General features: G+C 57.3%; 17 protein-coding genes. 9 read left to right on the plus strand and 8 right to left on the minus strand.

All coding sequences use genetic code 11. The features are described from left to right. Positions 1 to 161: 161 nt before the first annotated feature. Together NXS97_RS04705 and NXS97_RS04710 are read right to left on the minus strand one after the other, a co-directional pair. Positions 162 to 2699, minus strand: a complete 2538-nt coding sequence (locus NXS97_RS04705; protein WP_116219669.1) for a YbcC family protein — start codon at positions 2697 to 2699, stop codon at positions 162 to 164. 29 nt (positions 2700 to 2728) lie between these two features. Next, positions 2729 to 4294 (minus strand): NADH-quinone oxidoreductase subunit L, encoded by a 1566-nt coding sequence (locus NXS97_RS04710; protein ID WP_013025454.1) that lies wholly within the window; start codon positions 4292 to 4294, stop codon positions 2729 to 2731. Positions 4295 to 4306: 12 nt separating this feature from the next. On the opposite strand from NXS97_RS04710, the gene NXS97_RS04715 reads away from it, so the two are divergent. The 6 genes from NXS97_RS04715 to NXS97_RS04740 all read left to right on the plus strand — a co-directional run bounded on the left by NXS97_RS04715 (position 4307) and on the right by NXS97_RS04740 (position 11789). Further along, positions 4307 to 5293: a LysR family transcriptional regulator gene (locus NXS97_RS04715; protein ID WP_013025453.1), complete on the plus strand. Its 987-nt coding sequence runs from the start codon at positions 4307 to 4309 to the stop codon at positions 5291 to 5293. Positions 5294 to 5647: 354 nt separating this feature from the next. Continuing rightward, positions 5648 to 6502 (plus strand): BglG family transcription antiterminator LicT, encoded by an 855-nt coding sequence (gene licT, locus NXS97_RS04720; protein WP_014606076.1) that lies wholly within the window; start codon positions 5648 to 5650, stop codon positions 6500 to 6502. A 122-nt stretch (positions 6503 to 6624) separates the two neighbouring features. Further along, complete coding sequence (locus tag NXS97_RS04725) at positions 6625 to 8472, plus strand: beta-glucoside-specific PTS transporter subunit IIABC (protein WP_013025451.1); 1848 nt, start codon at positions 6625 to 6627, stop codon at positions 8470 to 8472. Between the two features lie 10 nt (positions 8473 to 8482). Further along, positions 8483 to 9955 carry a glycoside hydrolase family 1 protein gene (locus NXS97_RS04730; RefSeq protein ID WP_014593488.1) on the plus strand — a complete coding sequence of 491 codons (1473 nt, stop codon included), beginning with the start codon at positions 8483 to 8485 and terminating at the stop codon, positions 9953 to 9955. Between the two features lie 124 nt (positions 9956 to 10079). Beyond that, complete coding sequence (locus NXS97_RS04735) at positions 10080 to 11042, plus strand: alpha/beta hydrolase (RefSeq protein ID WP_116219668.1); 963 nt, start codon at positions 10080 to 10082, stop codon at positions 11040 to 11042. 57 nt (positions 11043 to 11099) lie between these two features. Beyond that, on the plus strand, positions 11100 to 11789 hold the full coding sequence (locus tag NXS97_RS04740) for a DUF4440 domain-containing protein (RefSeq protein WP_116219667.1): 690 nt from the start codon (positions 11100 to 11102) through the stop codon (positions 11787 to 11789). A 184-nt stretch (positions 11790 to 11973) separates the two neighbouring features. On the opposite strand, the gene NXS97_RS04745 is transcribed toward NXS97_RS04740, so the two are convergent. The 3 genes from NXS97_RS04745 to NXS97_RS04755 form a co-directional block, all read right to left on the minus strand. Next, positions 11974 to 13182 carry a cupin domain-containing protein gene (locus NXS97_RS04745; protein WP_014606080.1) on the minus strand — a complete coding sequence of 403 codons (1209 nt, stop codon included), beginning with the start codon at positions 13180 to 13182 and terminating at the stop codon, positions 11974 to 11976. 467 nt (positions 13183 to 13649) lie between these two features. After that, positions 13650 to 13841 carry a hypothetical protein gene (locus NXS97_RS04750; RefSeq protein WP_013025446.1) on the minus strand — a complete coding sequence of 64 codons (192 nt, stop codon included), beginning with the start codon at positions 13839 to 13841 and terminating at the stop codon, positions 13650 to 13652. A 176-nt stretch (positions 13842 to 14017) separates the two neighbouring features. Next, complete coding sequence (locus tag NXS97_RS04755; protein WP_105079209.1) at positions 14018 to 15538, minus strand: aldehyde dehydrogenase family protein; 1521 nt, start codon at positions 15536 to 15538, stop codon at positions 14018 to 14020. A gap of 235 nt (positions 15539 to 15773) precedes the next feature. Here NXS97_RS04755 and NXS97_RS04760 point away from each other — a divergent pair, with 235 nt between their 5' ends. Beyond that, positions 15774 to 16337, plus strand: coding sequence for a class I SAM-dependent methyltransferase (locus NXS97_RS04760; RefSeq protein ID WP_041457578.1), 564 nt, complete (start codon positions 15774 to 15776; stop codon positions 16335 to 16337). Here the strand turns inward: NXS97_RS04760 and NXS97_RS04765 are convergent. Next, positions 16325 to 17047: a glutamine amidotransferase gene (locus NXS97_RS04765; protein ID WP_014593482.1), complete on the minus strand. Its 723-nt coding sequence runs from the start codon at positions 17045 to 17047 to the stop codon at positions 16325 to 16327. The genes NXS97_RS04760 and NXS97_RS04765 overlap by 13 nt on opposite strands. Before the next feature lie 189 nt (positions 17048 to 17236). Between NXS97_RS04765 and NXS97_RS04770 the strand changes: the two genes are divergently transcribed. Continuing rightward, entirely contained in the window at positions 17237 to 18121 is an 885-nt protein-coding gene (locus tag NXS97_RS04770; protein ID WP_014606084.1) for a DMT family transporter, read from the plus strand. Between the two features lie 47 nt (positions 18122 to 18168). Next, a complete protein-coding gene (locus tag NXS97_RS04775; protein ID WP_181134771.1) occupies positions 18169 to 19530 on the plus strand; it encodes a CoA transferase in 1362 nt (453 codons plus the stop codon). Between the two features lies 1 nt (position 19531). Here the strand turns inward: NXS97_RS04775 and NXS97_RS04780 are convergent, their stop codons facing one another. Then, positions 19532 to 20101 (minus strand): molecular chaperone, encoded by a 570-nt coding sequence (locus NXS97_RS04780; protein ID WP_022623578.1) that lies wholly within the window; start codon positions 20099 to 20101, stop codon positions 19532 to 19534. Between the two features lie 27 nt (positions 20102 to 20128). Next, complete coding sequence (locus NXS97_RS04785) at positions 20129 to 20866, minus strand: phosphatase (protein WP_259231744.1); 738 nt, start codon at positions 20864 to 20866, stop codon at positions 20129 to 20131. Between the last annotated feature and the right edge of the window lies 1 nt (position 20867).

The raw sequence follows: 20867 nt of genomic DNA on the forward strand, positions 1-20867 counted from the left end.
GCCGTTTGTCATCCCCCGTACATCGGCAGTGGCTGAAGATGTGTACCGGCACGGCATCCGTTATCTTCAGGGGCGGTAACAGCCGTTTGCAGAGGCTGCCCTGAACAGGCAGCCGCTCGATTTCCAGCAAACGGCTCGGGGCGAATACGACCTCAGGTACGCTACAGGTCCAACGCGAGCCAGCATCCGCGCGCATAGCGCGCCAAACCTGCCGCCTCAAAGCGCCACAGATGGAGCCAGCCGTTATCCAGCAGTTGCCGGATGACCTCATGCTTTCCGATTACCGCTTCAATGGCCGTTTGCGGTGCGTCGATAACCACTGTCAGTCGCAGCGGCTCGTGCATCCAGCGCTCGCCGTCGTGGAGCGACTGGCGTGACAAGCCGATGCGCAGATCGCCGCCGTTGCCCTCAAAGACGCCGATGCGTCCACCCACCACGTTATGCAGCACCTTGTTGCCGCTGCCCAGTCGCTGCGGATCGCAAGTGGATGCGTGATACTGCCAGTTGATCCAGTGTGTAACCAGCATCGGAGCGGTCATTAAGCCCTCCAGCAGGCTACCGTCAACATCCTGACTGGCGTCGTAATCATGCAGAAAACTGCGCCCGCCCAGTACTGCGCCGCGGCTACGGTGACGCGACGCGATCAGAAAGGCAGCGTTGCCAGCGAGTCCCCATTCAGGTCGGGTTTGCGCGCCGTCGTTAGCGCGACGGCGTAACTGACCCAGTAACACATCCTCACGTGCTTGCGGGTCCAGTTGCAGGCCGGGCGCTCGCTCACGGCGTACCTGATCGCAGGCTTGATGAAAAATCGGTTGTATCCTCTCACAGCGTGCACGCGCCGCCTGGGGCAGCAGGTCGAGATCGAACCACTCGATTTCATCGGTGGTCGTGTTGTGCAGCGCAGCCACGAACGCCGTTGAATCAGGAACGTCCACGCCTTGTAACTTCAGCCCCTGGCGAACCGCCGGTTCATTGAGCAACTGGGCCAGGCTGCGCGCATTCACTTCGCCGGTCTGGCCACAGCAGGCACCACAGTCCAGTGCCGCTGCGTGAGCATTGTTAGCTGACTGGCTGCCATGACCGACAAGGAGCACTGTCGGAGCCAGACGTTGCGCCAGGCCCATGGCATGAAGAACTCCCGCCGCCAGCTTAACTTTAGCCTCTGTATTCAGCCCAACCAACTGTGGACGGCAGATCGCGCGGTAACGCGCAGACAGGCCAGCCAGATCGTCCCTGGCACGTGCTTTTTTGCCCGGCAGTAACCCCTTCACCAGCTTGACGGAGTAGCTCAGTCCGACCGCTTCCACAAAGGAGAAGGCGGCACCGGGCCAGTGGCTAACGGCATTCCACTGATCGGCCATGGCAAATCGGGCCTGACGCGATCTGCTGGCTGCGTTTTGCAGCGCTGTATCGGCCCGGGATGGCGTCGAATTCGCGCTCACAATTCGGTCGTTGACGTCGATGGAAGGCGCAAGTAAGCCGGGTAACTGGGGGCGCCGGGCTTGGGTAGCAAGAGGCGTGTACGCAACCGGAAGGCCGAAGAACCCCGCACAGCCGAGCGTCTGAACGCCAGGACTCGCGGCCTCCAGGGCGCGGCGCAACGGTTCACTGCGAACATCAATGCAGAAAGCGGCCTGGACTTCGATCGCCTCAGCGTCCACATCCTGCCCCTTAGCCGTGGCCAGCCGATGCGCCAACTCACGCTGATAGCCAATCTCCAGCGCCAGCTGCCACACTTCGTCAACCCGCAGCGCGTATTCGGTCTCCTCCAGCACGTGAGGAGCCTGAGCCCAGGCCTGCTGAAGGGAAGCAAATGCTTGCCGGGTGGCGGCATCATCTTTGCATTCTAAAAGGATGATGCCCCAGGCCAGACGAATAGCCAGTAACTCACGCAGGTGCGCATCCTTACCGCCCGCCAACCCCGCCTGCCAGCCGAGATACGCGCACCAGGAGGCCCAGCCATTAACGGTAAGCAGCACCGACTCCAGATAATCTGCCCACACGGTTTCAGGCAGGCCAAGCCGCTCAATGACCCAGCCTCCAGCGTCCACGGCGTTATCCGGTAACGTCCTGATAGCCTGCCTGATGTTCGGTAAGCCCATTAACAGACCAATGCCATGGTCGTGCTTCAGCGTGTCGAGCCAGAAGGCATATAAGCCCTGATGACGCTCGGGCTGCCAGCTCGCCTGGTGTTCGTCGAAATAAGCCGCACAGGTTTGGCTAACCTGATGCGTGATGGCTTGCCGCCAGGATAACCTTTTGTGGCGATGGGGATCGTTGTCGAGCACATCGATCAGCAGCGGTAACTGTACTTGCAGGCTACCTGCTTGCAGCGCCTGCGTGCACTGTTCAACCGTCAGGCCGGCCGCTTGCGCCTCAGGTAGCTGGTGCAGCGCCTGGGTGAGATCAGCAACGCTAATACGCCCCTCACGCCAGGCCTGCATCTGCCGATCGCGCGGTGGGAAAACCTGAATACCGCCGAGCGCAGCCATGCGCGCGGCCACCCTGCGCACCGGCATGCCAATACGCGCCCAATGAGGATTGACAGCGATGGCGCGATCCAGTGGCCATGCCGGTGCAATCGCCTGGCAGGCGCGGTGGCAAGCTTGCTCAATGGCGGCCTGCCGTGAATCTGCATTGCGTGCGGATTGCGTCAGGCTCGCCGACACGGATTTCTCTTTGTTGGTCAGTGTATCCATCAGGAAACGCTCCGGGTTGTCAGTGTTATTCAGCGCGGCCTGTCAGCAACAGGTGCATCAGGCATTTCAGGTTTAACGGGCGTGGCATTGCCGGATGCCCAGGTCGTTGGCCACAGGAGCAGCGTCAGGCGCGTATAGGCTTCGTCCAGGTAAAACCCCGCGTAGCTCCAGCGACGCCAGCGCGACAGGCGTTGTGGTTGCTTTTGCAGCAACACCTGGCACAGATACAAGGCCGCCATTCCTGTCAGCGCGATCAGGCCCAGACGTTCATCGGGGGCATCCTGCAGGCCGAGCGGCAGCGCATGCAGAAACAGGGCAATCATCGACAGGCCGATAACAGTGAAGAGCCCGAAAAGAAGCTGTGAGGCAGGTGAAGCGCCGTCGTCTTGCGCATCAGGCAACCACAGCAAGGGCGCCCACGCCATGCCCAACACCCCGCTCCACCACCAGGGCCAGGCGGCCAGATCTGCCAGCCTCAACACCAGAAACACCGCTGAAATCGTCAGCACTGGGGCGAGCATCACACTCACGGTGCCGGGCAACGAGGTCCGGTGCAGCGTCTGCTGGCGAGTTTGTCTTACGCTTTCTGAAGCGGACAGGAAAGCATGGGCTTTGTAGAGTGAATGGCCAATGAGATGCAGAGCTGCCAGGGTGTAAAGGCCAAGCGCGCACTCAAGCAGCATGAAGCCCATCTGCGCGACGGTGGACCAGGCCAGCCGTACTTTTACGCTGATGCGCGTCAACATGACAATGCCTGCCAGTACAGCGGTCGTCAGCGCGAAAATCAGTAACAACACGCGCGCAGCGCCTGCCTGTTCTAACATCGGGGCGAAGCGAATCAGGACAAAGCCGCCAAGATTAACGACGCCTGCATGCAAGAGCGCAGATACCGGCGTCGGGGCTTCCATCACCTGTATCAACCAGCCATGCACCGGCAGCAAGGCCGTGCGAAGAATAACAGCCATCACGAGCAAAACGGCGCTCGCCTGCAAGGGCACGGACGCCCCCTGCTGGGCAATGTGCGCCCACAAAGCTGACAGCGAGAAACTGCCCACTTCCCACCAGGCCAGCGCGGAAGCGCCGAGCAACATCACGTCTGCTATCCGGTCAGCAATATACTTTTTGTGTGCCGCAAACAGGGCAAAGGGGCGATCGGGATAGAAGCAAAGCAGCTGCTGTAGCGCCAGGCCTACAGCGGCCCAGGCGGCAATGAGTAGCAGCCAGTTATCGGCCAGCAGGAGCAGATGAACACTACCCAGTACAGCGGACAGTGCGCCAATGTAGCGCCGCTGGTTCGCTTCGCCTTCAAGGTAACGCACAGAAAATGATGCGATGACTTTGCCAAGCAGTTGTACCAGCAAAGCCAGCACCAGGCCAAACGTCGTTGCTTTTACTAAACCAGGCCATTGCGCCCCGCTGGTGCCCGCGGCGAGGGACACGCCTGCGAAGGCAATGGCGCCATATGACACAATCTGCAGCACACGCCACAGCGCCGTTGTAGACATCCCACTTAAACGTGTCAGCCCTGCTAAGCCCGCCATTAAAACAGCAGGTGCTAAAAAACAAACCAGGTATAAAACTTCAAGGATATTCATCGCATAGCCCTTATGAATGTGACTGAGCCTATGTTCCTTGACGGTTACTATTCTGTAAAATATATTTATTTGAATAAATTGATACCTAAAACAGAACAAATGAATCTTAATCAGCTGAACTTTCATCACCTTTTCTATTTTTGGCGAGTCGCCAGGCTCGGGCACCTGACGCGGGCGGCCGAAGAGCTGGCGACCTCACAATCAGCCGTTTCGGTGCAAATCCGACAGCTTGAGGACCGGCTGGGAGAAAGTTTGTTAATCCGTAAAGGCCGCCGCCTGATCCTGACGGACACAGGTCAGTTGGTCATGGCTTATGCCGATAACATCTTTGGGCTCAGTCAGGAGATGTTGGGACGCTTAAAAGGCCGGTCTGCCGGTGTTACACGGCTACGCGTGGGCAGCGTGGCAACCCTGTCGCGCAACTATCAGGAAAACTGGATTCGACCTGCACTTGCCGATCCTGGTGTGGTGCTGACGCTGGAGTCCGGATTACTGGAAGGCCTGCTGGTCAGGTTGATGCAACATCAGCTCGATGTGGTGCTGGCCAATGAAACCGTTCCCGTGGATACCGATCGCCCTTTGCACTTCGTGTTTCTGGGCAGTCAGTCCATCTCTTTGGTCGGCCCGGCGAGCAAATGGGCATCGCGCAGTCTGCGCATCCCGGAAGATTTGGATGGCGTGGAGATTGCCCTGCCCGGCCCACGCCATGCCTTGCGCGCGCAGTTTGATGCGCTGTGTTCCACAGCGGGCGTAAGGCCCAGAGTGCGCGCTGAAGTCGATGACATGGCGATGCTGCGTCTGATCGCGCGTGACAGCGGCTGGCTCACCGTATTGCCCGAGGTCGTCGTTCAGGATGAACTGCGTAGCGGATTGCTCGTCACCGTCGGCCAGTCTGCGGATCTGCAGGAGCGCTTCTACGCCATTACGACGCCTCAACGGCATCGTATCGACGTGCTTGAACAACTTCTGACGGGCCAAAAACGCCCGGCGCACGATTAAGCATCACCGCTATCGCTCTTTGCCTGCTAACGGGCAAAGAGCGGGCAAATGCCACGATCGGCAGGTCAGTCTTATCGTATTTCTCTGCTGGCAGTTGTCTGTGTCTGCGTATTTGAAGTGGGATTCCCCGCTTGCGTAACCGTTTCCTGTATTACTTTTCGTAAAGCGGATCACAAATCGGCGCGCCGGATAACCCGCTGCACAATTTCGTATTGAATATCAATTTTCCTGGTGCCAGAATAAAACGGCATCACGCTTGTTACCGATTATCGGGCAAAACCTGAATGCAGGCTGGGGGAATATCCCTTCAACGCTGTATTTATGTTTTGCCCGATGTTGTTTCAGGAGTGAGCGATGCTGGTCAGACAAATTCTGAATAATAATGTGGTCAGTGCCGTTGATGATAACGGCCTTGAAGTTATTTTAACCGGTCGCGGCCTGGGATTTAATACACACCACGGTGCCCGTATTCACCCCAGCGAAGCAGAAAAGATATTTCGTCTGGAAGATTCGTTGATCTCTGCGCGCTTTAAAGATCTGGTCAGTGAAGTGCCCATCGATATTCTTCAGCTTACCGCCGATATTGTCAGCCTGGCGCGCGAAAAGCTAAACCATAAATTAAGCGAAGGGTTGTATGTGACGCTGGCCGACCATCTTCACTTCGCGCTGCAACGCCATAAAAATAACGCGCCGCTTACTAATCCGCTGGAGTGGGAAGTGCGCCACTTTTATACCGCCGAGTACGCGATTGGCCGTCAGGCGTTGGGCATGGTGGTGGCCCGAACCGGTATGCTCTTACCGGACAGCGAAGCCTGTAGCATTGCGCTGCATATCGTCAACGCCGGGCTTCACGATACGCTGGGAAAAACCGCGAAAATTACCCAACTCCTCTATCAGCTACAGCACATCGTAAAATACTTTTTTACCCTGTCAATGGATGAGCACAGCCTGAATTATCAGCGCTTCATTACGCACCTGAAATTTTTTGCTCAGCGGGTCATCGATGGCGAGGTGTTAAATAACAACGATGAGGAATTTTTTGCGCTGGCGCAGCAGCGTTACGCCCGCACGCTCAAATGCGTTGAGGCCATCAATGAATTTGTCAAAAAGCATTACCACCACAGCATGAGTCATTCTGAAAAACTCTATTTGACAGTACACATCGAGAATATTGTGCAGCGCAGCACGCCCAGCGTTTTACCCCCGTAAAGAGTATTAAAAACAGGTTCCGGCTTGTCACTGTTCAATCAGGCAAACCCCAGAAAACGATCCAGCCGGTTAACGCCGGTCATTGTGGATGACGTCATATTGACTTCAGTCTGGAGGGATTTATGAATTATCACAAAACCGCTCAACGCATTATTACCCTGATTGGCGGAAAAGATAACGTCCTGTCTTTATTTCACTGTATTACCCGCCTGCGTTTTTTACTTAAAGATAACAGCCTGGCTGATCGTGGTGCGCTGGACGCGCTGGAGGGCGTTATTGGCGTAAATCTCTCTGGCGATCAGTTTCAGTTGATCATCGGCAATGAGGTCGAACCCTTGTACAAGGCGCTGATGAGCCAGCTATCGCTAAAAGAAACTCCGCCGCGCCCGACCTCACGCCGCAATCCGGTCTCGGCAGTGCTGGAAGGGTTATCCAGCATCTTTTCGCCCATTATTCCCGCCATTGCAGGCGCAGGGATTCTCAAGGGGATCCTGGCGCTGCTGGTGGCTTTTCAGTGGCTCGAACCACACAATCAGAGCTATCAGATCCTGCTGGCGATTAGCGATGGCGTATTTTACTTCCTGCCGCTGGCGCTGGCGTTCAGTGCGGCAACGCGGTTTGGTGCCAACCCTTACGTTGCCGTCGCGCTGGCGGCCTCGCTGTTTCACCCTGCTCTGCAAACCCTGTTCAACGCCGGTGAGCCGATCCACTTTCTGAGAATACCCGTGCCAGCGGTGAACTATGCCTCAACGGTAATTCCGGTGCTGCTGTCGATATGGCTACTGAGTTACGTGGAACGCCTGATCGATAGCGTGATGCCCGCCTCGCTGAAAACCATGTTTGTTCCTCTTCTGAGCCTGCTGATCGTCACGCCTGTCACGCTTATCGCCATCGGCCCGCTGGGGATCTTTGCCGGTAACGCGCTGACTGGCGGCATTATCTGGCTGGTTGAAAACATGGGGATGGTTGCGGGCATCGTGGTGGGCGGAACCCTGTCGCTGATTATTATTACCGGCATGCACTATGTGCTGGTGCCCGTGATGATCCACAACATCAGCCAGCTGGGTTTCGATCCGTTTAAAATCCTTTTCTATGTTGCGAATCTCGGCCAGGCCGGTGCGGCATTCGGCGTGTTCCTGCGGGCCAGAGAGAAAAAGCTTAAGTCACTGGCGCTCAGCACCAGCTTCAGCGCCGCGATGGGCATTACCGAACCCGCGATGTACGGCATCAACATCCGTTACAAACGCCCGTTTGCCGCCGCTCTGCTCGGCGGGGCCTGCGGCGGCGCATTCGCGATGGCGATGGGGGTAAAAACCTATGCGTTTGCGCTTAGCGGGCTGCCCGGCATCCCCGCGCTGGTCGGCCCGACCTTTATCTATGCCCTGCTCAGTCTGGCGATCGCCTTCGGCAGCGCTGCCCTGCTCACCGTGATGCTGGGCTTTGATGAATCTGCCCACTTGCCCGCCGCCGATGAGGCATCCGCATCCGGCGCCAGGCGCCACGAACCCGAGACGCTTTTTGCGCCTGCCAGTGGTGAGATCACACCGCTGAATGCGCTGGCGGACCCGGTATTTGCCGATGAGATATTTGGCAAAGGGCTGGCTATTTATCCCTCTGGTGGCGAGCTACGTTCTCCCGTGGACGGCCACGTCGAGTCGCTGTTTGAAACTCACCATGCGCTGGGGCTCAGAAGCGATACCGGCGTGGAAATCCTGATCCACATTGGCATCGACAGCGTCAAACTCGGCGGCCGCCACTTCACCAGCCATATTCAGCCCGGGCAGTGGATCAGCACGGGCGATCTGTTAGTCACCTTCGATCTGGCCGCGCTTCAGGCGGAGAACATTGATCCGAGCGTGATCGTCATTGTGACCAACAGCGAGCGCTATGACGAGATTCGTCCGGTGAAAGCTACCGGGCATATCGCCAGTCGCGAGGCCTTTCTGACACTCACCGCCGCGGCGGTTTAAGGAGCAAAGCATGACGAGTTCAACGACCTTTCCAGCAGGATTTTTGTGGGGCGGTGCCACCGCCGCGAATCAGCTTGAAGGCGCATGGGATATCGGCGGCAAAGGGTTATCGGTGTCCGATGTTTATACCTTCGACGCGGCCACACCGCCCACGCAGTGGCTGGATCAGTGGCTTAGCATGACGCATGCGCAGGTTGAAGAGGCGCAGAACCCGGACAGTAAAAAGTATTATCCCAAGCGCAAAGGCAACGGCTTTTACACCCATTTCAGGGAGGATATCGCGCTGTTCGCCGGTATGGGATTTAAATGCTTCCGGATGTCGATAGCCTGGACGCGTATCTTTCCGCGCGGCGATGAAGCCGAACCTAACGAGGCAGGCCTGCAGTTTTATGATGAGGTGCTGGATGCGCTGCTAGCGCACGGAATCGAACCCATTGTCTCGCTGTCGCATTACGAGATGCCGCTGGCGTTGGTGACGGATTACGGCGGCTGGCCAAATCGCCAGCTGGTGGATTTCTACGTGCGATTCGCCACCACGGTTTTTACCCGCTATCGCAACAAGGTGAAGTACTGGATGACCTTTAACGAGATTAACTGCGTGAAGCATCATCCTTACGTCAGCGTCGGCGTGATCGAGGAAGGTCATCCTCATCTGGAGCAGGATAAATATCAGGGCGCGCACCATCAGTTTATCGCCAGTGCGCTGGCCACTAAGGCCTGCCACGCGATAATTCCCGGTTCTCAGGTGGGCTGTATGATTAGCTATCAGATCCTCTATCCGCATACCTGTCATCCGGATGACGTACAGGCATGTGAAGAGATGCAGCGCGTTTCGCTGTTTTTTAGCGATGTGCAGGCGCGCGGCTACTATCCGGCTTATGCCCGCAGAATGCTGGCGGAGAAAGGCGTTCAGCTGACCAAAGCCGTGGGTGACGATGAGATCCTGCGGCAACATCCGGTAGACTTCGTTTCCTTCAGCTATTACATGTCCAGCACCGTCAGCGCCCATCCCGAAAAGCTGACCGGCGCGCAGGGCAACCTGATTACCGGCGGAATACGTAACCCGCACCTGGCAACCAGTGAATGGGGCTGGCAAATCGATCCTAAAGGGCTGCGGCTGGCGCTGAACCAGCTTTATGACCGTTATCAGAAGCCACTGTTTATTGCCGAAAACGGTCTGGGCGCGGTGGATACCGTTAAGGCCGACGGCAGCATTGATGATGATTACCGCATCGACTACCTGCGCCAGCATGTCGAACAGATGAAAGAAGCCATTGCCGACGGCGTCGCGCTCTTTGGCTATACTTGGTGGGGGCCGATCGACGTGGTGAGTGCCGGGACCGGTCAAATGTCTAAACGTTACGGTTTTATTTATGTGGATCAGGATGATATGGGCAACGGTAGTCAGAAACGTACCTTGAAAAAGAGCTATCACTGGTATAAAAAACTGATTGCCTCTAATGGCGAAGACCTCCGCCGCTAACCCGGTTAAACGTCACTGAGGTGACCTGCTGACAGGCGCTGTCAGCAGGTCAGTGTATTTCAATCTCTGTCGTCCATCCCGGCAGAGCGGCTCACTGCCACTTAAGCCTCAGGAGAGGAGTGATTTGAACACGCTGCATTTAGTCGATCCCGAGTTACTTCCCATTCTCGCAAACAGCGCGCCGCTGGCACTCACGCCTGAAACGATTGTGGCACTGCGCCAACAGCGTCAGGATGCTGCCGTTAAGCAGGTTCAGTCTTATGGCGACCTTGGGCTTCACATCCATGAGCAGCAGATTGATTTTCCCGATCGTCCCACCGTCAGAGTCTGTGTGATAACGCCCGTAACCGCCACCGGAAAGCGCATGGGCATTTTGCACATTCATGGCGGCGGTCACCTGTTCGGCAGCCTGGAGCAGTCGCTTTCACTGACCAGTGCCACGGCGCTGCGCCAGAACTGCGTGGTGGTCTCGGTGGACTATCGCCTGGCCCCGGAAACGGTGTTTCCCGGATCGCTGGAGGACGGCTATGCGGTGCTGAACTGGATGGTAAGCCAGGCCGACAGGCTGGGCATCGATCCGGCACATATCGGCTTAATGGGCGACAGCGCCGGTGCCGGGCTGGCCGCCTCGCTGGCGCTGCTGGCAAGGGATCGCAATGGCCCCAAACTGGCCTTCCAGAATCTGATGTTCCCGATGCTGGACGACCGCACGGTGACGGAAACACATCCCAATCCCGTGACCGGCGAGTTTGTCTGGACGCGAGAATACAATCGTATTGGCTGGACCGCCCTGCTGGGCGAGGAACCCGGCAGCGAAACGATCTCGCCTTATGCCGCACCGGCACGCGCCAGCAACCTTGCCGGGCTTCCCCCTGCCTGGATCGGCGTCGGCACGCTGGACCTGTTTCTGGATGAGAACCTCGATTATGCACAACGGCTGATCCGTGCCGGCGTTGCCGTCGAGCTGCACGTCTGGCCCGGTGCCTTTCATGGCTTCCATGCCAGCGACACGGCCGCCGTTTCCCTGCAGGCCAGGGAACTGCGTCAGTGCTGGCTGTCGCGCTTTAATCCCTGCCCGGCAGGTTGATGGGCGACGCATATCCTGCCAGGGTTGAGCAACGCCGTTAACGCACGGAGCTACGTGATGCAAACGCTCAACATTGTACCCCGCCTGATGACAGCGCTGCGGGCGGGCAAAAAACGCCATACGATTCGCTGGCAGGAACAGAAGATTACGCCGGGCCCACTTTGCTATGTCAGTAACGAGGATCCTGCGACCTGGGTGATCGTTGATGTAGCGCAGGTGGTGACCATGCCGCTGTCATCCGTCGCGCACTATCTGGGCAAAGGTGATGAATGGCCCGATGCGGTCTTGCTGGCCGGAATGCAGGAACATTATCCTGCGATTCAGCTCGATTCACAGGTTGAGGTAATTCACCACTCCGCGCCGCGTCAGGATGAGCGTGCGCTTCACCTCGCATTGCTGGCGGCCCTGACGGTACTGGAATGCAGCCTGCATCATGAAAAGCGCCACGATCTAGCGTGGCTTGACCAGAGACTGCATCCCGAATTTAAAGAGATCACCCTTTCAGGCACGCTGCTGAACCGTGAGCAAATCATCGCGGCGCTAATGAATGAAGAGAACGCGCAGGCCATTATCAGCAGCGACTTTCAACTGATGGAGGTCGGAATCCAGCATGCCATTTTGCTTTACCGCACCGCGCAGCCAGACGGCAGCCGTGCCGCATTACGTTCGTCCCACTGGGTTTTATCCTCAGCGCATGGCTGGCAGATGATTTTTCATCAGGGCAGCACGACAGCCGCCGGGTCATAGTTTGGGGTTTGGGGTTTGGGGTTTGGGGTTTGGAGTTTGGAGTTTGGAGTTTGGAGTTTGGAGTTTGGAGTTTGGAGTTTGGAGTTTGGAGTTTGGAGTTTGGGGAAAAAGCGTGGGCTGTCCACGCAGCCGTAAAACAGACCCACAAGCTCTGACAATCATGGCCGACATGCGGCCATGAGCGCTATTTCACCACAGGGTTTTTCTGCAGCGACAGCGCATCCATAAAGGCATCATCAAGCTGCAGATGTTCTTTCACCAAATCGCGCGGCGTACCGGCCAGCCACTGATTCAGGGAAATATCAGCGTAATAATCACTTTTGAATAACTCCAGGAAACGCAGCGGCCCCTTACCGGTGTTTTCAACGTAGTGGCCCATCGCGAACGGCACATAGCCGACGTCCCCTGCCCGGTAGTCGAAGGTTCTGGCCTGCCCTGACGACGCAAACACGCCCATGCGCCCTTCGCCTTCCAGGTAGTATTGCCACTCGTCGTTGTTTGGATGCCAGTGCAGCTCGCGCAATCCACCAGGTTCGATCTCCACCAGCGCGGCCGCGATGGTCTTTGAAACCTTAAAGGTCGAAGAGTCAGTGATTCTGACCGTGCCGCCCGGCGCCTTGATCGGTTCCTGCGCCAGCATGTGGTGCGTAAAGGTGCGTTTGGCTTGGGTTGCCCCTTTCACCGCCACGGATGAGAGGCTGCCGGGCACCGGCGCGGCGAAGATGTATTCATCTTCAGGCGAGGGCAGTTTGGCAAAGGTTGAGACCGGCACCTTGAAATTTTTGGCCAGAATCTCGGGCGGGATGTGTTTGAACCAGTCGGACAGCAGAAAGGTGCTGTCTTCATCGAATCCGCCGTCATCAAAAGCCAGCAGAAACTCGCAGCCGTCCGGCCCCAGCCCCTGAATAGAGTGCGGAATGCCCGGCGGGAAATACCATAGATCCCCCGCACCAATATCGTCCACGAACCAGGTGCCGTCAGTATCGAACGCCGTGACGCGGGCATTGCCATAGGTCATATAGGCCCATTCGCCCTCTTTGTGCCAGTGCAGCTCGCGAATGCCACCGGCATTGAGACGCATATCCACGCCCGCGATGGTGGTGGAGACGCCGAGCTCACGTTGGGTGACCTGACGGGTCCATCCGCCGCTGCTTTTACGCACGTGCGCGTCGCTGAAGGAAAAGCGCAGGTTTGGCAAAGTGCCGCTGTCGGTAGGCGGAGGATTTACGATGTCAGGATTTTCCGCTTCGCGGATGGGATCGTGCGGGCCGGGATCTCTGCCAGCGCCGGAAAAGGACTGAATGCTGTCATGTGCGTGAACCTGTCCGGCCGCCAGGGCGACCGTGCCGCCTGCCGCAAAGGCCATAAAGCTTCTTCGGGTTAATTTACTCATTAATAAAATACCTCGTTCCTTGCTGATAAATTCGACGACATGCGCTGTCATAAGAAATTTATAGCGGGCTAAGTTAAATTTTATTTATGGGATATGTAAATTTTGATGACATCCGCATGGCCGATTGGGTACGGAAATTATCAACCCGTGCTACCTTTTTATCGGTGATTGAGGAAGCGTTAACTTTTCTTATCGGTTCAATCTCATAACTGGCACGAAAGGATCATTTTCACGCGTAACGGCAATATCAATGCCGATCATACTTCGTTACAGGTTCAGGCTGAGGCGTTGTCTGTTGCAAGTCAGAAATGAACCGCTCTGATGAGGATCATTCCGTCGCAGCCAGCAGCGTTCGGGGCATGGCGCGCAGCGAGTGAAACGGCAGGGGTTGTAAAGGGAAAGGCCTTAATGCGCACTGTGCGCCCGGCCGGCAAACACTGAGCAGGCCAGACGACAGGGTAATGCCGCTAGAAGAACCTATGCTGACCCGGACTGGCTTCGGCCTGAGGCGCGCGGGCTGAGGAGGCGGCACCTTCAGCCTGCAGCGGACAAAACGGGTAAGCCCGGTGGCGTTCGGGCAAATTAACAATGATGATGCTCTCTTCCGGTCCATCAAGCACATCATCCATCAGACTCAGATATTCATAAGGATTTTGCATAACTTGTCTCTGTTCCGTTATCCATAGTGAAGCAGGTCATACAGTCAACTCAGGTTCGGCATGTTCGCTGCGATAGATCGATAATAGCTGTTAACTAACCTGTCACAAGCAGATTACGCCTATATGACAGCCAACAGACGGAAAATAGCGGCGCGCACAAGGCACGCCGCACAGGGTCAGAAGAAGCCAAGCGGCTGGATGCTGTAGCTTACCAGCAGATTTTTCGTCTGCTGATAGTGATCAAGCATCATCTTGTGCGTCTCGCGACCGATACCTGATTTTTTATAGCCACCGAAGGCCGCGTGAGCGGGATAAAGGTGATAGCAGTTCGTCCAGACACGTCCGGCTTTGATTGCCCGCCCGACGCGGTAGGCCCGGTTGATATCCCGCGTCCAGACGCCCGCGCCCAGGCCGTAGATGGAGTCGTTGGCAATGGCGATAGCCTCTGCCTCATCCTTGAAGGTGGTGATGCCCACCACCGGGCCAAAGATCTCTTCCTGGAATACCCGCATGCTGTTGTTGCCTTTCAGCAGCGTCGGCTGAATGTAGTAGCCGCTGGCCAGCGTGTCATCAAGCGTCTCAACACCGCCGCCGATCAGCACCTCGGCCCCTTCCTGACGGGCGATCTCCAGATAGGAAAGAATTTTATCGAACTGCTGCTGAGAAGCCTGCGCGCCCACCATCGTTTCCGTATCCATGGGATCGCCGCGCTTGATGGTTTTAATGCGTTTAAGCACTGCCGCCATAAAGGGCTCGTAAATGGACTCCTGCACCAGCGCCCGCGACGGACAGGTACAGACTTCACCCTGATTCAGGAAGCCAAGCACAACCCCTTCCGCCGCTTTTTCAATAAAGCTTTCTTCGGCCTGCATGATATCTTCGAAAAAGATGTTCGGCGATTTCCCGCCCAGTTCGACCGTAGACGGAATCAAGCTTTTCGCCGCCAGTTCCAGGATATGGCCGCCCGTCGCCGTCGATCCCGTAAATGCCACTTTGGCAATGCCCGGATGGGAGGCCAGCGCCTCACCCGCTTCTTTACCATAACCGTGGACCACGTTGACCACGCCGGGCGGCAGCAGATCTTTAATCAGGTCAACAAACAGGGTAATCGACAGCGGCGTTTGCTCCGCGGGCTTGAGCACCACGCAGTTCCCTGCCCCCAGTGCCGGCGCCAGCTTCCATGCCGCCATCAGCAGCGGAAAGTTCCACGGGATGATCTGCGCCACCACGCCCAGGGGTTCATGAAAGTGATAGGCGGCAGTAAATTCGTCGATCTCCGCCGCGCTGCCCTCCTGCGCCCTGACACAACCGGCAAAATAGCGGAAGTGATCCACCGCCAGCGGCATATCGGCGGCCAGCGTTTCACGAACCGGTTTACCGTTGTCCCAGGTTTCATTTACCGCCAGGTATTCCAGCTTCTCTTCCAGCCGGTCGGCGATTTTAAGCAGCACCAGGGCGCGCTGCTGAGGCGAGGTTTTTCCCCAGGCATCCGCCGCGGCGGCAGCGGCAGCGACCGCGTTATCGACGTCTGCCTTGTCTGAGCGGGGAAACGCCCCGGCATCTGAACCATTAACGGGCGAGGTATTGGTGAAGTATTGGCCATTGACCGGCGCAACGAACTCCCCATTGATGAAATTGCCATAGTGCTTTTGCAGCGTGATGAGAGAACCGGATTCTCCTGGAGCGGCATAGCGCATGTTGAATCTCCTTACGCAGTAAGATGTGAAACAACTATGAAACCTATTTTTAACATATTAGATCAGCGCCAGCCTGACAGGTTTGTTGTCCTTAAACTGTGACCCCGACGAAGGAAAATCCCCGTTGGGCCCACTACAGATAATTCCTACTTTTTGCCGCTTCGCCAGTTATCTGGAAACTTTTAGGCACGATGGGGTCAATATGGGGATATGTTTACTCTGGAGGTATGTCAGCATGTTAGCTTCGGCTTTCACCTTAATGCGCGCTAAAGCAGATTTCGTCCACCAGTTCATCCGTAATCCGCGCAAAATGGGCAGCATTACTCCTTCCTCTGATGCGCTGTGTCGCACCATGGTTGACTCGGTGGCGTGGAGCGGTCAGTTGCGGGTTGCCGAACTGGGCGCGGGCGATGGCGTTCTGACGCGTCGTCTGCTGGCGCAGATGGCACCGGACGCGACGCTGGACGTATTTGAAATCAGCAGCGCGCTGGCGCAAAAGTTAAGCGCGCTAAATGACGAGCGAATGACGGTGCGGACCTGTTCGGCCGAGTACCTGAACGGCAGCTACGATGCCATTTTCTCTGGCCTGCCGCTGCTGTCGCTGTCGCCGGAACTGCGGGATGCCATCCTGCAGGCGGTGTACCATGCCCTGGGGCCGAACGGCGTTTTTGTGCAGTTTCAGTACACGTCGCTCACCCAGCCCGATCTGTCTCGTTACTTTACCTGGGAGCGCCAGCGGGTGTTAAAAAACGTTCCGCCGGCCTGGGTTTATCGTTGTACCCGCCACTATGCGCCCTGAGCGCTTTTAACCGCAGGGCGCGTTTGCAACCAGAAATGGTATAAGAGGCTACGCGCCCAGTCCGCCCCCTGCAGTTCCGTCCCATCATTTTCCTCATTTTCTGGCAGGCATGCATCCATAATGCGGCGATCAAACTCCGGGTGAAACTGCACCGACAGCGCGCAGGCTGAATAGCGCAAGACCTGGCAGCCGTCCATGTCCGAAACGGCCAGCACGGTGGCGTGCGCGGGCGGCGTCATCACCGACTGGCGATGCGAAAGCCAGGCCTCGAAGGTTTCCGGCAACGTGGCCAGCAGCGGATCGTGGCGGGCCTGGGAAGTGGTGGTTAACGTCATCAGACCGCGTTCCCAGCCATTAGGGTTGTCGCCTACTTTCCCCCCCAGTGCATAAGCCATCAGCTGGTGGCCGTAGCAGACGCCAAGCAGCGGCAGACGCGCCTCCATCGCTGCCCGAATCCAGGCCGCCGTGCGTTCACTCCAGTCAGCATGATCGGTCACCATTGCCCAGGAACCACTTAACACCGCACCGGAAATATCAGTAAACTGCGGCAGCGTTTCGCCCAGATGGGGACGGACAATAACGTAATCATCAGGCTGTAAATTCAGGGCATCAATAAACCATACCGGTTGTTCACCGATTTTCTCGACCACGTTGGCGGGGGGAACATCTAACTGAATCAAGGCAAGGGGCAATGCAGGCGCAGAAATCATACCGAATCGAATCCTCAAAAGGGTTGGCGTTTCGGAATATCAGTCTGACAGTAACTGTTGTAAATGTCTTATGAATTTTTTGAGCTTTATTTCCTGCTTAACTAAATAAAAAATGTTAATCATTGCCAGAACGTCGTGGGTTCGTGCCATGATTATCAGGTATCGGGTTTATTTTTAAAGGACAACATTGTGGCAGTGCGGCATTTCTTTATGGTTCTGATGGTGGTTTCTATCTGGGCCTTTAATAACGTGGCGGTAAAATGGGGTTTAGTTGAGTTACCGCCTTTGTTTCTTACGTGGATGCGTTTTGCGGTCGTGGCGATTGTGCTGGTGCCGTTTTGCCGCATTAACCGCCAGCAGTTTCCCTGGTTGCTACTGCTGGCCTTCACATTTGGGTTTATGCACTTCTCTCTCCTGTTCGTCGGTATGCGTTTTACCGATGCCGGAACGGGCGCGATTGTCGTGCAGTTGGGTACGCCGATTGCCATGCTGCTGGCGATGGTGGTGCTGAAAGAGAAGCTGCGGTTGATTCAGCTGATCGGCATTATGATCTCGCTAAGTGGTGTAGTGGTGCTGTCTGGTAGCCCCACCATTCCTGCCTGGTGGGTGCTGTGCATCCTGCTGTGCAGCGCCACGGGCTGGGCGATCAGCAACCTGATTGTGAAAAAATCACCGCCGATTAAACCCCTGACGCTGACCGGCTGGATCGCCTTTCTGGCCCTGCCGATTGTGGGGGCCGCCAGCTTGATGCTGGAGTCTCATCAGCTCTATGCGCTGCAACATGCTGGCTGGCGCGGCTGGTTTGCCATTCTTTACAGTGCCATTGCCTCTTCCGTGGTGGCGTACACCTTATGGTATGCCCTACTGAAGAAATACAACGTCAACCTGATCATGCCCTACTCGCTGCTGACGCCGGTGCTGGCGGTCTTAATGGGCATCGTGGTGCTGGGCGACAGCCTGAACAGTTTCAAAATTATTGGCGCTTCGCTGGTCATTCTGGGCACGACGATTGCGGTGATTAACCTGCGCAATCTGCGCATGCACGCACGCTTTCCTCGCCTGCGACGCCGTTAAGGGCACATGCTATGCTTCAGGCATCGCCCTTATCAGGAGCCTGTTGCATGAATCATCTGGCTAACGCACTTTGGCAGCAGATGTGGCAGGGATTGCACGGCAATCATGCGCCACAAATGCTGCCTGTTTTTACCGACCACGCCACCTTTTCCTCCGCCTATGCCATCAGTGAACTGGCGGCCACCAGCCTGGGTCTGGCGATGCAGGGCGTGGCAGACCTGCTCAATCGTCCTGCCCGCCCGCAGGTTAACGTCCGACTGGCCTCACGCTGGTTTCAGCACAGTTTTATGCCGCTTAATCGCGCTGCGCCCGCGCTGTGGGATCCCTTTGCCGGCGATTATGCCTGCCGCAACGGCTGGATCCGCCTGCACACCAATGCTCCGCACCATCGGCTGGCAATGGAACGCGTGCTTGGCCGTCACCCGGACCGCGCGGCACTGGCACGGGAAGTGGCGCAGTGGCAAGGCACGGAGCTGGAACAGGCGGTAATTGAGGCAGGCGGCTGCGCGGCAGAGATGCGCAGTGCCGAGGCATGGCAGCAGCATCCACAGGGGATGGCCGTCATACATGAACCGCTCTTCGCGCGAGAAACCCTGGCCGACGGCCCCGCGGTCACGTGGGCGTTGCCCGCGGCGCGTCCGTTACTTGGCATCAAGGTTTTGGATCTGACCCGTATCATTGCAGGCCCGGTGGCGACGCGCTTTCTGGCCAGCCTGGGGGCAAACGTTTTACGGATCGATCCGCCCGGCTGGCAGGAACCCGGTGTGGACGAAGAGCTTGCCTGCGGCAAACGCCGTGCCGTGCTGGATTTAACACAGCCAGCCGACCGCGCCCAGTTTATCTGGTTACTGAAACAGGCCGATGTGATGGTGCACGGCTACCGCGCCGACGCACTGGAAAAGCTGGGATTTGATGCGGCATCGCTGCAGGCCCTGAGCCCCGGTCTGGTCGACGTCAGTTTAAATGCCTGGGGCTGGCAGGGACCGTGGCGCAACCGGCGCGGTTTCGACAGTCTGGTGCAGATGAGTTGCGGGATTGCCGAACAGGGAATGCGATGGAAGCAGCATGATGCGCCGGTACCGCTTCCGGTACAGGCGCTGGATCATGCCACTGGCTACCTGATGGCCGCCGCGGTTCTGGCAGGATTGCGTCAGCGCCTGCAGCACGGCTGCGGCAATCAGACGCGGCTGTCGCTGGCGCGTACCGCCTGGCTGCTTGAGCAACACCGTTATGGGTTGAATGAACAGCAGACCGGCATTACGCCACGGCTCTGCGACAACCAGCCCTACATTGAGCTTACGACATGGGGGATTGGCGTCCGGTTACGATCCGCCGCCTGGCTGCCCGGCACCACATTACAGTGCGCCACGCCCGGCAACCCGCCCGGCACGCATCCGGCGCACTGGTGAATCAGGCGTCGTCGCCCTGCTCGTTGGCGCTTTCCACCAGCTCATCATACATGGCCTGAATCGCCTCACGGCTCAGCACCGCCAGCGTACGATAAAACGCCGTGTTGGCATGGGCTTCAACTTTGCCGAGAAACGTGCCGCACCACGGCATCAGGTACACGTCAAACAGCGCCAGCTGCGCGGCGCTTTCATCGGCCGCAGACTGATCTTCCAGCCAGGATGCCGCCAGCAGCAGCCCACCGAAATGGTCGGCAGGCGCCTCGCCCAGCGGCATACCGCGCGCGGTCAAAAAGGCACGAATATCAGCTTCCGGCTTTCCTTCCGGCCAGCGTGACGCAAACGGCGATACCTTGCAGTCACTGCCGACAAACAGCGCATCGTAGTCTGCTGCCAGCGCCTGCGGATCGCTGTTTTGCTGCAGGCGCGTTAACAGCTCATCCTGCTCCAGCGGCCACTGTGCCGCCAGTTTACCTTCACGAATCAGCGTAAACAGCGGGGCCAGCAGCGCATCCTGCGGATGGCGGTTAAACAGCGAGCCAATAATACGGCACAGAATGGAAAACTCATTCATGCGTCAACATTCCTTGAAGGAGATAAATTAAAAGTCAGCCAGCTCGGCGATAGGTTTGCCGGTACGCAGTTCCAGAAAATCGAGCAGGCGACGCGGCGTGACATTTAACACGCGATCCTCGGGAAAATCCACTTCTCTGGCAATCCGCAGGCAGTGCTCGAAGTTGCCGAGGGTGAAAGCGGTGTGGGAATCGGAGCCGAAGGCCAGCCGCCCGCCCGCTTTGCCGACCGCTTCCGCAATCGCCCGGCAGTTGGGCTCGCTGCCCGGACGGGAATGGGTAAAGGAGGAGTTATTCAGCTCCAGCGCCACATCGAAGTGCGCGGCGGCTTCGGTGATAGCGGGAATATCGACGGGATATTTTGGGTTGCCGGGATGGCTAATGATATGAACCAGCCCGCCCGCCATGGCGGCAATCATCGCCTCGGTGTTCTGTGTCAGATCGCGCGGCGCATAAACCGCTTCGTGAAAGCCCGCCACAATGAGATCCAGCGATTCCAGCATCGGCCCTGAGCAGTCGATCTCGCCCTGCTGGTTTTTAATATTGGCCTCGATACCGCGCAGAATCGCCACGCCATCAATGATCCGTGGCCAGATGCGCATATTAACGAAGTGCCAGTAATGCGGTGCATCGGCCATGTCCGGACCGTGATCGGTGATAGCAAACAGCTTGAGGCCGTTCAGTTTTGCCTGCGCCACATAGTCGTGCAGCGTGCTGTAAGCGTGGGTACTGGCAACCGTGTGCATGTGAAGATCTACCGGATACATT

Origin of the sequence: Pantoea sp. B623 (assembly GCF_024814475.1) — a bacterium.
Taxonomy (GTDB): domain Bacteria; phylum Pseudomonadota; class Gammaproteobacteria; order Enterobacterales; family Enterobacteriaceae; genus Pantoea; species Pantoea ananatis.